Genomic DNA, 15587 nt, shown 5'->3' on the forward strand with positions numbered 1-15587 from the left:
CGGCAATGCCGCAAAATGACGGAAGCTATCTTGGACACGACAACTCTTCAGAACACGCCGCGCCGGATCAAATCGGAAACCGAGACCCGGCGGATCGAGCACAACAACGCCATTCGCGCGGAATATCTGCCGATGGACGGGCTTGCCAAGGTTGGCGAGCGGCTCGCAACCGGCGAGATCAACACGCTTCCTGTCTTCGAGCCCTTCGACTTCTTCGCGCGCAACAAGGAAAACGAGCGCGAAATCCTCCGCGTCTACCGTTCCGCCGCGCGCGACGTCGAAAACGGCGCTTCGATCACGCCGGCAGCCGAATGGCTGCTCGACAACCACTACATCATCGAAGAAGCCATCCAGGAAGTCCGCCGCGACTTCCCCAAGCGCTACTATCGCGAACTGACACTGATGCGTCTTGCCGGCAACGTGGAGATCCCGCGTACACTGGCACTCGCCTGGCTCTATGTCGCCCACACGCATTCCACAGTCTCCCGCGAAACGCTGACCGCTCTCGTCCAGGGCTTCCAGACGTTCGAAACTTTCTCCATCGGCGAACTGTGGGCCATTCCGTCGATGGTGCGTTTCGTCCTGGTCGAAAACCTCGCCCGCATTTCGACACGCGTCGAAAACTCCCGCCGCATGCGCAAGTGGGCCAATGACGAGGCTGACCAGCTTCTCCGCATCAAGGACCCCGCACGTCTCGCCGAAAAGCTGAAGACCCTGGAAGAGCCGGCGCGCGACAACACGTTCGCAGCCCAGTTCCTCTATCGCCTGCGCGACGGCAGCCACACCTCCGGCATGGCCATCGCCTGGCTAGAAGCCGAGCTCGAAAAGCGCGGCAGCGACGGCGAGGAAGTGATCGTCAACGAGCACAATCGCCTCTCCTCCGGCAATGCGACGATGAGCAGCATCATCCGGTCGCTGCGCGAGATCGATGACGGCGAATGGCCGGTCTGGGTGGAAAGCGTCAGCAAGGTGGACAGCCTGCTGGGCGAAGGCACCGATTATCACGATCTCGATTTCGGCTCGCGCAACCAGTATCGCGACACGATCGAGGAACTTGCCAAACGCTCGAGCTTCTCGGAAATCGACATCGCCTCGAAAGCGATGGAGCTGGCCGCCAATCGCAACGCCAATGTGGGCGAATTCCTCGCCGGCAAGCGGATTGGCGAATTGAAGGAGGCCATCGGCTACAGCAATTCGCTGCTGGATTATGGCCGCATCTGGCTGCGCAAGCTCGACTGGCTGGCGATTGCCGCGCCGGTCAGTGTCCTGACGCTGCTGGTCATGGGCTTCATGGCTTGGTTCCTGACGCATGCAGGTGTTCCTTACGAACATATCCTGCCGCTCGCCGTGCTTTTCGCTCTTCCCTCCTCGGAAGGCGCCATCGGCCTCTTCAATACCCTCTCGTCGTTCGTCCTGACCCCGTCGCGCCTGACGGGTTACGAATACAAGGACGGCATCCCGGCCGAGGAGCGCACGCTGCTCGTCGTCCCCTGCATGATCACGAGCCGTGACACGGTGGACGAACTCGTCCGCAATCTCGAGGTTCACTATCTCGCCAACCCGCATGGCGAGATCTATTTCGCGCTTCTCTCCGACTGGGCCGATGCCCAGAAGGAAGAAACGCAGGCCGATATCGACGTTCTGAACTATGCCAAGAGCGAAGTGGCCAAGCTCGCCGCGCGCTATGCCTATGACGGCCGAAACCGTTTCATGCTGCTGCATCGCCGCCGCCAATACAATCCGGCCGAAGGATGCTGGATGGGCTGGGAACGCAAGCGCGGCAAGCTGCACGAGCTGAACCTGCTGCTCCGCGGCGACCACGATACCAGCTTCATGACCGGCGCCAACCAGGTTCCGGAAGGTGTGCAATATGTCGTGACGCTCGACGCCGACACGCGCCTGATGCGCGACGCGGTCACCAAGCTGGTCGGCAAGATCGCCCATCCGATCAACAAGCCCGTGATCGATCCGAAGACCCGCCGCGTCACGCAAGGCTACGGCATTCTGCAGCCGCGCGTGACACCGTCGCTCACGACCGGCAAGGAAGCCTCCGCCTTCCAGCGTATCTTCTCCGCCAATCGCGGCATCGATCCTTACGTCTTCACCGTCTCCGACGTCTATCAGGACCTGACCGGCGAAGGCACGTTCACCGGCAAGGGCCTCTATCACGTCGATGCCTTTGAGGCCGCCATCAAGGGCCGTATCGAGGAAAACCGCGTTCTCAGCCACGACCTTCTCGAAGGTTCGCTGTCGCGCTGCGCGCTGGTGACCGATGTCGAACTCGTCGAAGACTTTCCGACCCGCTACGAGGTCGAAAGCTCGCGCCAGCATCGCTGGGCGCGCGGCGACTGGCAGCTCCTGCCCTATATTTTCGACCCGCGCTCGGGGGTCAACGGCCTTGCCCGCTGGAAGATGCTCGACAACCTGCGCCGCTCGCTGACGCCGGCGGCCTGGACGCTGGCCGCCGTCTGGGGCTGGCTCCTGATGACGCCGATGTATGCCGTGCTCTGGCAGATCGCACTCATCCTGACGCTGACCATCTCGCCGACGTTGTCGCTGCTTTCCATCGTCATGCCGCGTCGCACGGACATCGTCATGCGGGGGCATTTCCAGCGCCTGCAGGACGAAATCCGCTCGGCTTCCGCCATGGTGGCGCTGCGCGCAACCTTCATCGCGCACAATGCCTATCTGATGACGGACGCGATCATCCGCGCCCTCTATCGCTCCATCGTCTCGGGCAAGCTGCTTCTGGAATGGCGCACCGCAGCCCAGGTGCAGAGCGGCGCACAGGGCGACGTGCACGCCTATTATCGCTCGATGTGGCAGGCGCCGGTACTGGCAGCGCTCGCGCTCGGCTTTGCAGGCACCAAGGGCATCTACCACGTCTATGCCGGCCTGCCGCTCGGCATCGCCTGGATGCTCTCCCCCTATATCGCCTGGCGCGTCAGCCAGTCGGCCGAGACCGAAGACCGTCTCGAAACGCCGGCCGACGTGGTGCAGGGCCTGCGTCTGATCGCGCGCCGCACGTGGCGCTATTTCGAGACCTTCGTGACCCCGCAGCAGAACTTCCTGCCGCCGGACAACTTCCAGGAAACGCCGAACCCGGTCATCGCGGCACGCACCTCGCCGACCAATATCGGCGTCTATCTTCTCTCCGTCGTCTCCGCCCGCGACTTCGGCTGGATCGGCTTCGAAGACACCGTGAGCCGTCTCGAACAGACGGTCGCGACTGTCGAACGGATGCAGAAATACCGCGGCCATCTGTTCAATTGGTATTACACGGAAACGCTGGAAACGCTGGGCCCGCAATATATCTCGGCGGTGGACAGCGGCAACCTCGCCGGCCACCTCATCGCGATCTCCTCGCAATGCCGCGACTGGGCGGAAGCACCCTCTGCGCATCTGCAGTCGAGCCTCGACGGCATAGCCGACGCCGTGATGATCTTCCAGGAGGCGATGGCCGAGCTGCCGGACGACCGCAAGACAGTTCGCCCGTTGCGCAAGCGCATCAAGGAACTGACCGCCGGCTTCCTGAAGACGCTCAACGAAGCCCGTAGTGAAAACGAGCCGGCCACGATCCATATCACGGGTCTCGCCGAGCTCGCCGAAGACCTGGAAAAGCTCTCCGCCAATCTCGACCACGAGATCGGCAGCGAAAAGAGCGGCGAGGTTGCGTGGTGGGCTACTGCGCTGTCGCGCACCTGTCAGGCGCATGTCGCTGACAGCGAATTCGACTTCGCCATGATTGACGCGTTGCGCAAGCGCCTCGAAGTGCTGCGCGATACGACGCGTTCGCTCGCCTTCGCCATGGACTTCCGCTTCCTGTTCCGTCCGGAACGCCGGCTGCTGTCCATCGGCTACCGCGTCTCCTCCAACGAACTCGACGAAGCCTGCTACGACCTTCTGGCCTCCGAAGCCCGCCTCACCAGCCTCTTCGCAGTCGCCAAGGGCGACCTGCCGACGGAACACTGGTTCAAGCTCGGCCGTCAGGTCGTGCCGGTCGGCTCGCGCGGCGCGCTGGTCTCCTGGTCCGGCTCGATGTTCGAATATCTGATGCCGCCGCTCGTCATGCAGGAGCGTCAGGGCGGTGTGCTGAATCAGACCTCGAACCTCGTCGTCAAGGAGCAGATGAACCACGCCCGCCGTCTGGGCGGCATTCCGTGGGGCATTTCGGAAGCGGCCTTCAACGCCCGCGACCACGAACTGACCTACCAGTACACCAACTTCGGTGTGCCGACGCTCGGCCTCAAGCGCGGTCTCGGCCAGAACGCCGTGATTGCGCCCTATGCCTCGCTGCTCGCCAGCCAGTATGCACCGGTCGAGGCGTTCGAAAACCTCCAGCGCCTGCGCAAGCTCGGCGCGCTCGGCCGTTACGGCTTCCACGATGCGGTCGACTTCACGCCGACCCGTGTCCCGGAAGGACAGACCTGTGCGGTGGTCTATAACTACATGGCCCACCACCACGGCATGTCGATCGCGGCTGTCGCAAACGTCGCCTTCAACGGCCACCTGCGCGAACTCTTCCACTCCGATCCGGTGATCGAAGCGGCCGAACTCCTGCTGCAGGAAAAGGCGCCGCGCGAAATCCCGGTCATGAGCGCCAAGCACGAGGCCAACCAGCCCGGCAACAAGGTCGGCGACAACCTGCCGCGTCCGGAAATCCGCACCATCGACAACCCGGAAGTGAAGGATCGCCAGACCGTTTTCCTGTCGAACGGCCATTACTCTGTCATGCTGACGACGGGCGGCGCGGGCTATTCACGCTGGAACGGCCAGACGGTTGCCCGCTGGAAGCCCGATCCGACCGAAGACCGCCACGGCACGTTCATCTTCCTGCGCGACATGGAATCGGGCGAGTGGTGGTCCTCCACCGTCGAGCCCCGCCGCGCAAAGGGCGAAGTCAACAAAGTCATCTTCGGTGACGACCGTGCCGAATTCTACAAGACTGTCGGCACGTTGATGAGCCATGTCGAGGTGATTACCGGCACCGAGCACGATGCCGAAGGCCGCCGCATCACCATCACCAATCTCGGCCACGAAGATCGCCATATCGAGCTGACCTCCTATCTCGAGCCGGTGATTTCGACGGACGAGGCGGATATTGCCCATCCGCTCTTTTCGAAAATGTTCATCCGCACGGAAATCGGCCGCCGCGGCGATGTGATCCGCGCGTGGCGCAACAAGCGTTCGCCGAGCGATCCGGGTACGCATATCGCGCACCTGATCGCCGATCCGACGGGCGAAACCCGTCCGACGGAATTCGAGACCAGCCGCCGGAACTTTATCGGCCGCGGCCGTTCGATCGCCGATGCCGCCGCTTTCGATCCGGGCACAACGCTTTCGGGCACGGACGGCTACACGCTCGACCCGATCCTGTCGCTGCGCCGCGTCGTGCGCATCCCGGCCGGCAAGAAGGTCAGCGCCATCTTCTGGACGATTGCCGCACCGAACCGCGATATGATCGACCAGGCCATCGAGCGTTACCGTCACCCGGACGCCTTCGGCCACGAATACATCCATTCTTGGACCCGCAGCCAGGTGCAGATGCGCCATGTCGGCGCCTCGCCGCAGGAGGCAACCGCCTTCCAGATCCTCGGCCGCTATCTGGTCTATCCGGAAACGCTCCTGCGCGCCGATGCCGGTTCGGCGGAAGCGATGGCCGCGTCGCAGACGGCATTGTGGCCGCTGGCGATCTCCGGGGACTTCCCGATCTTCATGCTGCGCATCAACGACGACGTTGACCTCAACGTCGCCTGGGGCGCGCTGCGCGCACAGGAATATCTGCGCTCGCGCGGCGTCACCGCCGATCTGGTCATCGTGAACGAACGCGCCACGTCTTATGCGCAGGACATGCAGCACACGCTGGATTCCATGTGCGAGAATGCGCGCCTGCGCGGCCAGTCCGACGGTCCGCGCCAGCACATCTTCGCGGTACGCCGCGACCTGATGGACGATGCCACCTGGGCCTCCCTGCTCGCCTCCTCCCGCGCGGTCTTCCATGCCCGCAACGGCGCGATTTCCGAACAGATCGCCCGCACCGTGTCGCTCTTCGAAAACCGCGTTCTCGAAGCCCCGCCGGAAGCCCCCCGCTATCGGTCCAGATCGATCAAGGAGGCAGGTACGCTCTCCGGCGACGGCCTGGAATTCTGGAACGGCTATGGCGGCTTCTCCACCCAGGGCGACGAATATGTCATTCGCCTGCGCGGCGGCGAATCGACGCCGCATCCGTGGATCAACGTGATCGCCGAAAACGACTTCGGCTTCCACGTCGCGGCCGAAGGCGGCGGCTTCACCTGGAGCAAGAATTCGCGCGATTACCCGCTGACCCCGTGGTCGAACGACCCGGTGAGCGACCGTCCCGGCGAAACCTTCTATATCGCCGATCTCAACAGCGGTGCGGTCCTGACGCCCTTTGCGGGCTTAAGCGAACGCGAATCGGTGGAATTCGAAACCCGCCATGGTTTCGGCTATTCAACCTTCCGTAGCGTTCAGGAACAGGTCGGCATCGAGCTCAGCCAGACGCTGCTCCCCGGCAAGCCGGTGAAGCTCTCGCGTCTGACGCTCTCCAACAAGGGTTCGATCTCGCGCAGCTTCCGCATCTACGGCTATGTCGAATGGATGCTGGGCAACAACCCGAACCGGACCGCGCCCTTCGTGGCCTGCCGCGCGACGGAGAACAAGCAGGTTCTGTTTGCCTCCAACCCGTACAGCATCACGCATTCCGGCCGCACGGCCTTCTTCGCGGTGAACGCCGATGTCTCGAGCGCGACGGCCTCGCGCGGCGAGTTCATCGGACGCTGGGGCGACATCCGCCGCCCGGCTTCCGTGACGGGTGCGCACGCGCTATCCGGCCAGATGAACCACGACGGCGACCCTTGCGGGGCGCTCGCCATCGACATCATCCTCCAGCCGGGCGACACGCGCGAATTCGTCTTTGCGCTGGGCGATGGCGACAATGATGCGGCAGCTGAAGCCTTGTCGGCAGCGGCGATTTCTGCGGACTTCGCAAGTGCGCTTGACGCCAACAAGGCGCGCTGGAACACCCTTCTCGGCAAGGTCCGCATCGATACGCCGGATCGCGCCCTGAACCATATGCTGAACGGCTGGCTGCCCTATCAGATGCTCGCCTGCCGCATCACGGCCCGCGCCGCCTTCTATCAGGCAAGCGGCGCCTACGGCTTCCGTGATCAGCTGCAGGATTCGCTGGCGCTGATGCTCCACGATCCGTCAATCGCGCGTCGCCAGATCGTGACGGCGGCCGGACGCCAGTTCGCGGAAGGCGATGTGCAGCATTGGTGGCTCGCCGAGAACGGTGCGGGCGTCCGCACCCATATCTCGGACGACGTCGTCTGGCTGGCCTATGCACTCGACCAGTATGTGACCGCGACGGGCGACACGACGATCCTCGACGAGACCGTGCCCTTCATCACCGGACCGCTTCTGGCGCAAGACGTGCATGACTCCTTCTTCCGTCCGGAAACCTCGGAACAGACGGCGAGCGTCTACGAACACGCCGCTCTCGGCCTTGATCTCGCCCTTGCAAGGACGGGTCCGAACGGCCTTCCGCTGATCCTCGGCGGCGACTGGAACGACGGGATGAACCGCGTCGGCGTGGCCGGCCGCGGCGAAAGCGTGTGGCTTGCCTGGATTCTCGCCGGTACGCTGTCCCGTTTCATCCCCGTGGCGGAAAGCCGTGGCGACCAGGCGCGCGCCAACAACTGGCGTACGCATCTGGAGCGTCTACGCGACGCCATCGAAACCGCCGGCTGGGACGGTCATTACTATCGTCGCGCCTATTATGACGACGGTACGCCGCTTGGTGCGGCAACGAGCGATGAGAACCGCATCGATTCGATTGCCCAGTCCTGGAGCGTACTCTCGGGCCAGGGCAATCCCGACCGCAGCAAGCAGGCGCTCGACGCAGCGCTTGCAAACCTGCTGGAGCACGACGCGGGCATCCTGCGCCTGTTCAACCCGCCCTATGCCACCACGGACAAAGACCCCGGCTATATCCGCGCCTATCCGCCCGGCATTCGCGAAAACGGCGGGCAATATACCCATGCCGGCGCATGGCTGGCGCTGGCGCTGGCCAAGTCGGGCCGCCCGGAAGAGGCCATGCAGTGCCTCGACTGCCTCTTGCCGATCCGCCATTCCACGGATCGCGAGGCGGCCGAACGCTACCGCACGGAACCCTATGCCGTCGCTGCCGATATCTATAGCGAAGGTGGGTTGCGCGGTCAGGGCGGCTGGAGCTGGTACACGGGCTCGGCCGGCTGGATCTACCGCGCCATCGTCGAAGGCCTGCTCGGCATCGAACGCAAGGGCGCCGATGTCATCGCCAATCCGACGCTGCCGGCCGAATGGAGCGGCTTCACCGCGCGGATCGAACTGGCCGGCAAGACGGTCGAGATCAAGGCAAGCCGCAGCGCGGCGGGTGAGATCGAGACCAGCGTGAACGGCGCGAAGGAACAGGCTTCGATCAAGCCGAAGTAACAGGGGCGAGCGCATTAAGCGCCCTCCCTCCCCCAATTCCTTGGGTGAGCAGAACAGAAAAAGCCGCCGCATCGATCCGATGCGGCGGCTTTTTGACGTCTGGCAAAAGCGGTCAGGGAGGATAACATCAACTGGCCGGCCATGCTTCTGCCGACCCCCCTTTCACGAAAGATCGGCCAGCGCGCCCAAGCCGGTGAACCCGGGTTTGCAGGAGACGGTCCAGCTTGCAAAAGAACCGTCAAAGCCTAAAGCCAGGTGCCGGTGCCACCTCTGGAACGACGCGAAGACAACAAGAAAGACCGTTCCGGGCGCCTTCCATTCACCCGAGACGCTCCGACGATAAGTCGGCCGCCCCTTATTCGGCGGCCGGATGCGCGCTCTTCACCAGATCGTCGGTGAGAATGCCGGAAGCCCGCAGCAGGGCGGCAAAGCGGCCGTTGCTGTGGCTGAGATGATCGAAGGTGCCCTGCTCGGCAATACGGCCATGATCGAGGAAGATGACCAGATCGGCATCGCGAACCGTGGAGAGACGGTGGGCGATGATGAAGGTCGTGCGGTTGGCGCGCAGACGGTCGATTGCCGTCTTGATGCGGGCTTCCGTCTCGACGTCGAGTGCAGAGGTCGCCTCGTCCAGCACCAGAATCGGCGCATCCTTGAGGATGGCACGCGCCAGCGCGATACGCTGGCGCTCGCCGCCCGAAAGCCGGTTTCCGCGATCGCCGACCACCGTGTCATAGCCCGCGACGCGGCTTTCGATGAAATCATCCGCCGAAGCGGCGCGCGCCGCCTCGATCACATCATCGGTCGTGGCATCTTCGCGTCCGATACGGATATTGTCCGAAATCGACCGGTTGAGCAGGCCGGAATCCTGAAAGACGGTGGCGATGGCGCGGCGCAGCGATTTGCGCGTGACCTTGGTGATGTTCGCGCCGTCGATCAGGATCTCGCCCTGCTGGGGATCGTAGACGCGCTGCAACAGGTTGATCAGCGTGGTCTTGCCCGCGCCCGTCGGCCCGACGATAGCGACCGTCTGCCCGGCTTCAACCGTGAAGGACACGTCACGGACGCCCTGCGTCGTATTGGCGAAATCGAACGAGACGTTGCGGAATTCCACCTTGCCAGAGACCTGGCCGAGATCTTCCGCCTCGGTCGATTCCTCACGCTCGCGCACGGAATCCTCGAGCTTGTAGAATTCCTCGAGCTTGGCCCGCGCCTCGAAGATCTGGCTTGCAAAGCCCTTGATCTGGTCGAGACGGGAAATCAGCAGGTTGGCAAAGCCGATAAAGGCAATGACATCGCCAACCTTGATCTCACCGCTCTTCACCATGATCGAACCGAGAATGAGGATCGCCATCATGGAAATCGTGGAGGCGATGCGGTTGAGCGCGCTGGCAAGCGCCCACCAGTCCAGAACCGGAAACTGCGCCGACAGGAGCCGGCCGGTATATTCCCTCAGCGCCTGCGTCTCGCGCTCGATGCGGTTATAGCTGTGCAGCACCGGCACATTGCTGATTGTGTCGCTGACATGCGAGAAGACCTGATGGTAATGCTCCTCGACAGCCGCCTGGCCTTCGCGTGTGCGGTTCATGACGACCTGCCCGGTCAACCAGTAGAGAATACCCAGCAGCAGCAGCACGATCGAAAGCCGCACGTCCATGGAGAGCGCCGCCGGTACCAGCAGCACCAGGGCTACAGCGGTCGAAAGATGCGTTCGCATGAATTCGAGCCAGAGGCCGAACAGCGTCTCGCAGGCGCGCAGCAACGTGTGCAGCACGTTGGATGTTCCGCGCTGGCTATGCCAGGCAAGCGGCATGGAGATGATGCGCGCAAACGCTTCCGCAAGAAGCCCCGAGCGGCGGGAATGCGCCAGCCTGTCGGCCTCACGGGCAACCAGGACGAAGGCCACCGTGTTGAAAATGCCGAGCCCTGCCCATGCCATCAGCACCGGCAGCGAATTGGCGCCCGACGACATCGCATCGATGATCCGGCCGAAAAGAATCGGCTCGGCAATGGCGACAAGCGCCAGCACGATATTGCTGATGATGACGATCGACACCCTCAGCCGCTCTTCGGCGAGGTAGCGAAGCGCCCTGAGATAGACCTTGGTAAGTGACACTTGGCGTTTGCCTTTCCATGTATTTCAAGGCCGTGCGGCATCCGGCGAGATCCGGGACAGCAACGGCAACATATCACGGCGCAGTCTTACAGGAACATCCGTCGCAGCGCTTGGCGATTCGCTGTTCGCAGCGATTTACGAACACATCGCACTTCAGCGCTCAAGCAATGACTGCGCACCATATGAAGATAGCCAGCGCAGATGAACAGAACCTGAGCGGTGCCTCGCTCCACACATGAGCGCTTGGACAGCGCGAAAATTAGAGTATCGGGAAGCGCTTTAAGACGCGGAATTCGTTTTTTCTTTGTCTATAGCGCCCACCTGCGGGAGGCCATGGGTCCGGGGTGGCAACGCGCGCAATTCGGGCCGGCAGAACCTGAAATTGCATGGAAATCGTAAGCTCGCCTTCTTGACAGAGCGAAGCTTTGCCGTCCATATACATCTAAGATATTGAGTTTATATATGTTTCCATATATCAGACGAGGTGGCGGTACGCGGCGAAGCCGCGCGTGGCCATCTTCTTCTGCGTCTTTTGGTGGAAGCTGAATTCGTGCCTCACGCTCGATATCGCGGGCTTGCCGATTTCGATGTTTCGGGTCGGGCGAATGGGTGACGAAATGAGCATCAATGCAATCGTCCAGTTTCTCGTCATGGGGCGGGAGCATGAAAATCCGAAGACATTGATTGCCGATTTCGAGCATCTTATCCGACAGTATCGGTTCGAATATTATGGCATTCTGATGCAGCCGCGCCCGCATCAGGACCCGATGACGCTGGTTCTTGCCGGCAAGTGGCCGCCGAAATGGCCCGAAACCTATATCGCCAACCGCTTCGTTCTGGTCGATCCGACCGTGCGGTATCTCGGGCGGGCGGCCGGCGCCTTTCGCTGGAAAGAGGCGCGAAAAGCCTTCAAGACGGACCCTCAGAAGCGCCGTATAGACCAGATGTTCAAGGAAGCGGCAAAGCTCGGCCTGGAAGACGGCTATATTTTTCCGGTGCACGGACGCCAAGGGCTTATCGGCAATGTGACACTCGGCGGCATGCCGGTGGACATGACACCCGTGGAGATTTCACTTTTCGAGCAGGTGGCGAAGCTGATGTTCCTGGAACTCCTGCGGTTCCGCGTTGCCGGGCAGGGCGACCAGCCACAGCCGCTACCGCCGGAGATCAAATTGACGCGGCGCGAGTTGGAAGTGCTTCACTTTCTGGCCGATGGAATGACATCGCAGGAAATCGGCAAGGCGCTGAACCTCTCCAGCCACACCGTCGACTGGTACATGAACGGCATCCAGGAGAAGCTGGAGGCGCGAAATCGCCAGCATGTTGTCGCATTGGCATTCCGCCAGGGCCTGGTCTCCTGAGTTAAGATCCCTCTGCAAAGAGTCTCGTTGAACTTCGTGTCGCGAGGCGCTAACAATTTGTTAGCGGGTGCAGCATGGGAGCTGCCAATCATGGGGGAAGACCTTGACGATTTCCAAAATTCTCGTCGCAAACCGTTCTGAAATCGCAATCCGCGTTTTCCGCGCTGCAAACGAACTCGGCATCAAGACCGTGGCGATCTGGGCGGAAGAAGACAAGCTGGCGCTTCACCGTTTCAAGGCAGACGAGAGCTATCAGGTCGGCCGCGGACCGCATCTCGAACGCGATCTGGGCCCGATCGAGAGCTATCTTTCGATTGATGAAATCATTCGCGTCGCCAAACTTTCCGGTGCAGACGCCATCCACCCCGGTTATGGCCTTCTTTCTGAAAGCCCCGAATTTGCCGAGGCCTGCGCCGAAAACGGCATCATCTTCATCGGCCCGAAGCCGGAAACCATGCGCCAGTTGGGCAACAAGGTGGCCGCACGCAATCTGGCGATCTCCATCGGTGTTCCGGTCGTTCCCGCGACCGATCCTCTCCCGGACAACGAGGAAGAAATCAAGCGTCTGGCCGAGGAGATCGGCTATCCGGTCATGCTCAAGGCCTCCTGGGGCGGTGGCGGTCGCGGTATGCGGGCCATCCGCGACCCGAACGACCTGCTTCGGGAAGTGAACGAAGGTAAGCGCGAAGCCAAGGCCGCCTTCGGCAAGGACGAAGTCTATCTCGAAAAGCTCGTGGAGCGCGCGCGCCACGTCGAAAGCCAGGTTCTCGGCGACACCCACGGCAATGTCGTGCACCTTTTCGAACGCGACTGCTCGATCCAGCGCCGCAACCAGAAGGTCGTTGAGCGCGCGCCGGCACCTTACCTCACGGCTGAACAGCGCGCCGAACTGGCCTCTTATTCGCTGCGCATCGCCGAATCCACGAACTATATCGGCGCGGGCACCGTCGAATATTTGATGGATGCCGATACCGGCAAATTCTACTTCATCGAAGTGAACCCACGCATTCAGGTCGAGCATACCGTGACCGAACAGGTCACCGGCATCGACATCGTCAAGGCGCAGATCCACATTCTGGACGGCTTTGCCATCGGCACACCGGAATCGGGTGTACCCTCGCAGGAAAACATCCGTCTCAACGGCCATGCGCTCCAGTGCCGCATCACGACGGAAGACCCGGAACATAACTTCATCCCGGACTATGGCCGCATCACCGCCTATCGCGGCGCGACCGGTTTCGGCATTCGTCTCGACGGCGGCACAGCCTATTCGGGCGCCGTCATCACCCGCTATTACGATCCGCTGCTGGAAAAGGTCACGGCCTGGGCGCCGAACCCGGACGAGGCGATCCACCGCATGGAGCGCGCGCTGCGCGAATTCCGTATCCGCGGCGTCGCCACCAACCTCACCTTCCTCGAAGCCATTATCGGCCACCCGAAATTCCGCGACAACAGCTATACGACGCGCTTCATCGACACGACACCGGAACTGTTCCAGCAGGTCAAGCGCCAGGACCGCGCCACCAAGCTGCTCACCTACATCGCCGATGTGACCGTCAACGGCCATCCGGAAGCCAAGGGCCGCGCCCGTCCGCCGGAAGATGCCGCAGCTCCGATCCTGCCCTTCATCGACGGCCCGGTACCGGATGGCACGAAGCAGCTTCTCGATAAACTGGGTCCGAAGGGCTTCGGTGAGTGGATGCGCGCCGAAAAGCGCGTGCTCATGACCGATACGACCATGCGCGATGGCCACCAGTCGCTGCTCGCCACCCGCATGCGCACCTATGACATCGCGCGCATTGCCGGCACCTATGCCCGCGCACTGCCGAACCTGCTCTCGCTGGAATGCTGGGGCGGCGCGACCTTCGACGTCTCCATGCGCTTCCTCACGGAAGACCCGTGGGAACGTCTGGCTCTGATCCGCGAAGGCGCGCCAAACCTGCTCCTGCAGATGCTGCTGCGCGGCGCCAACGGCGTCGGCTACAAGAACTATCCCGACAATGTGGTGAAGCATTTCGTCAAGCAGGCATCGGCCGGCGGCATTGATCTCTTCCGCGTCTTCGACTGCCTGAACTGGGTTGAGAACATGCGTGTCTCCATGGACGCCGTGGCCGAAGAGAACAAGCTCTGCGAAGCCGCCATCTGCTACACCGGCGACATCCTCAGCTCTGCTCGTCCGAAATACGACCTGAAATACTATGTCGAGCTCGCCCGAGAACTGGAACGCGCCGGCGCGCATATCATCGCACTGAAGGACATGGCAGGCCTCCTGAAGCCGGCGGCTGCGACGATGCTCTTCAAGGCGCTGCGTGAGGCGACCGACCTGCCGATCCACTTCCACACGCACGACACGTCCGGCATTGCAGCGGCGACCGTTCTCGCGGCCGTGGATGCGGGCGTCGATGCCGTTGATTCCGCCATGGACGCGCTTTCAGGCAACACCTCGCAGCCGTGCCTCGGCTCGATCGTCGAGGCGCTGAAGGGCGGCGAGCGTGACCCGGGCCTCGACACGGGCTGGATCCGCCGCATTTCCTTCTATTGGGAAGCCGTGCGTAACCAGTACGCGGCCTTCGAAAGCGACCTCAAGGGTCCGGCCTCGGAAGTCTATCTGCACGAAATGCCGGGCGGCCAGTTCACCAACCTCAAGGAACAGGCCCGCTCGCTCGGTCTCGAAACCCGCTGGCACGAAGTGGCCCAGGCCTATGCCGATGCCAACCGCATGTTCGGCGATATCGTCAAGGTGACGCCTTCCTCCAAGGTCGTCGGCGACATGGCGCTGATGATGGTGAGCCAGGACCTGACGGTTGCGGATGTCGAGAATCCGGCAAAGGACGTTTCCTTCCCCGAATCGGTGGTCTCCATGCTCAAGGGCGACCTCGGCCAGCCTCCGGGCGGATGGCCGGAAGTCCTGCAGAAGAAAGCCCTAAAGGGCGATGCGGCCTACACGGTTCGTCCTGGCTCCCTGCTGGAAGATGCCGATCTCGCCGCCGAACGCAAGGCGATCGAAGAGAAGCTGGAACGCGAGATCTCGGAGTTCGAATTCGCCTCCTATCTCATGTATCCGAAGGTCTTCACCGACTTCGCCGCAGCTGCCGAGCTTTACGGCCCTGTCTCGACGCTGCCGACGCCGGCCTATTTCTACGGCCTGCCGGTCGGCGAGGAGCTGTTCGTCGATATCGAGAAGGGCAAGACGCTCGTCATCGTCAACCAGGCGCAGGGCGTTGCGGATGACAAGGGCATGGTCACGGTCTTCTTCGAGCTGAACGGCCAGCCCCGCCGCATCAAGGTTCCGGACCGCGCCCACGGCGCCTCCGGTGGCGCCATCCGCCGCAAGGCGGAAGCCGGCAATGCCGCCCATCTCGGCGCGCCGATGCCGGGCGTGATCTCGACGGTCGCCGTTTCTTCCGGCCAGACTGTCAAAGCCGGCGACGTGCTGCTCTCCATCGAAGCCATGAAGATGGAAACGGCGCTGCATGCCGAAAAGGATGGCACCATTGCCGAAGTTCTGGTCCGCACCGGCGACCAGATCGACGCCAAGGACCTGCTGATCGTCTACGGCGCCTGAGCCGCTTACGCTGGAGAACAAATAGCCGCGCATCTTCGGGATGCGCGGCTTT

The 15587-nt window shown here is 62.4% G+C and carries 4 protein-coding genes; 3 read left to right on the forward strand and 1 reads right to left on the reverse strand.

Features of this window, described 5'->3' with window-relative positions:
- Positions 1–15 precede the first annotated feature (15 nt).
- On the forward strand, positions 16–8493 hold the full coding sequence (locus tag LQK83_RS11575; protein WP_230837561.1) for a GH36-type glycosyl hydrolase domain-containing protein: 8478 nt from the start codon (positions 16–18) through the stop codon (positions 8491–8493).
- Between the two features lie 355 nt (positions 8494–8848).
- Here LQK83_RS11575 and LQK83_RS11580 read toward each other — a convergent pair whose 3' ends face one another.
- On the reverse strand, positions 8849–10609 hold the full coding sequence (locus LQK83_RS11580) for a glucan ABC transporter ATP-binding protein/ permease (protein WP_230837562.1): 1761 nt from the start codon (positions 10607–10609) through the stop codon (positions 8849–8851).
- A 617-nt stretch (positions 10610–11226) separates the two neighbouring features.
- On the opposite strand from LQK83_RS11580, the gene LQK83_RS11585 reads away from it, so the two are divergent.
- Both LQK83_RS11585 and pyc read left to right on the forward strand, forming a co-directional pair.
- A complete protein-coding gene (locus LQK83_RS11585) occupies positions 11227–11970 on the forward strand; it encodes a helix-turn-helix transcriptional regulator (protein ID WP_230837563.1) in 744 nt (247 codons plus the stop codon).
- 103 nt (positions 11971–12073) lie between these two features.
- Positions 12074–15535: a pyruvate carboxylase gene (gene pyc / locus LQK83_RS11590; RefSeq protein WP_230837564.1), complete on the forward strand. Its 3462-nt coding sequence runs from the start codon at positions 12074–12076 to the stop codon at positions 15533–15535.
- Positions 15536–15587: the final 52 nt, after the last annotated feature.

It is taken from the genome of Rhizobium sp. C1 (genome assembly GCF_021026335.1).
Taxonomy (GTDB): Bacteria; Pseudomonadota; Alphaproteobacteria; order Rhizobiales; family Rhizobiaceae; genus Ensifer_A.

What these genes read in the sequence shown, in the direction of transcription:
- LQK83_RS11575 (WP_230837561.1), top strand. Translation starts at nt 16, where the DNA reads ATGACGGAAGCTATCTTGGACACGACAACTCTTCAGAACACGCCGCGC.
- LQK83_RS11585 (WP_230837563.1), top strand. Translation starts at nt 11,227, where the DNA reads ATGAGCATCAATGCAATCGTCCAGTTTCTCGTCATGGGGCGGGAGCAT.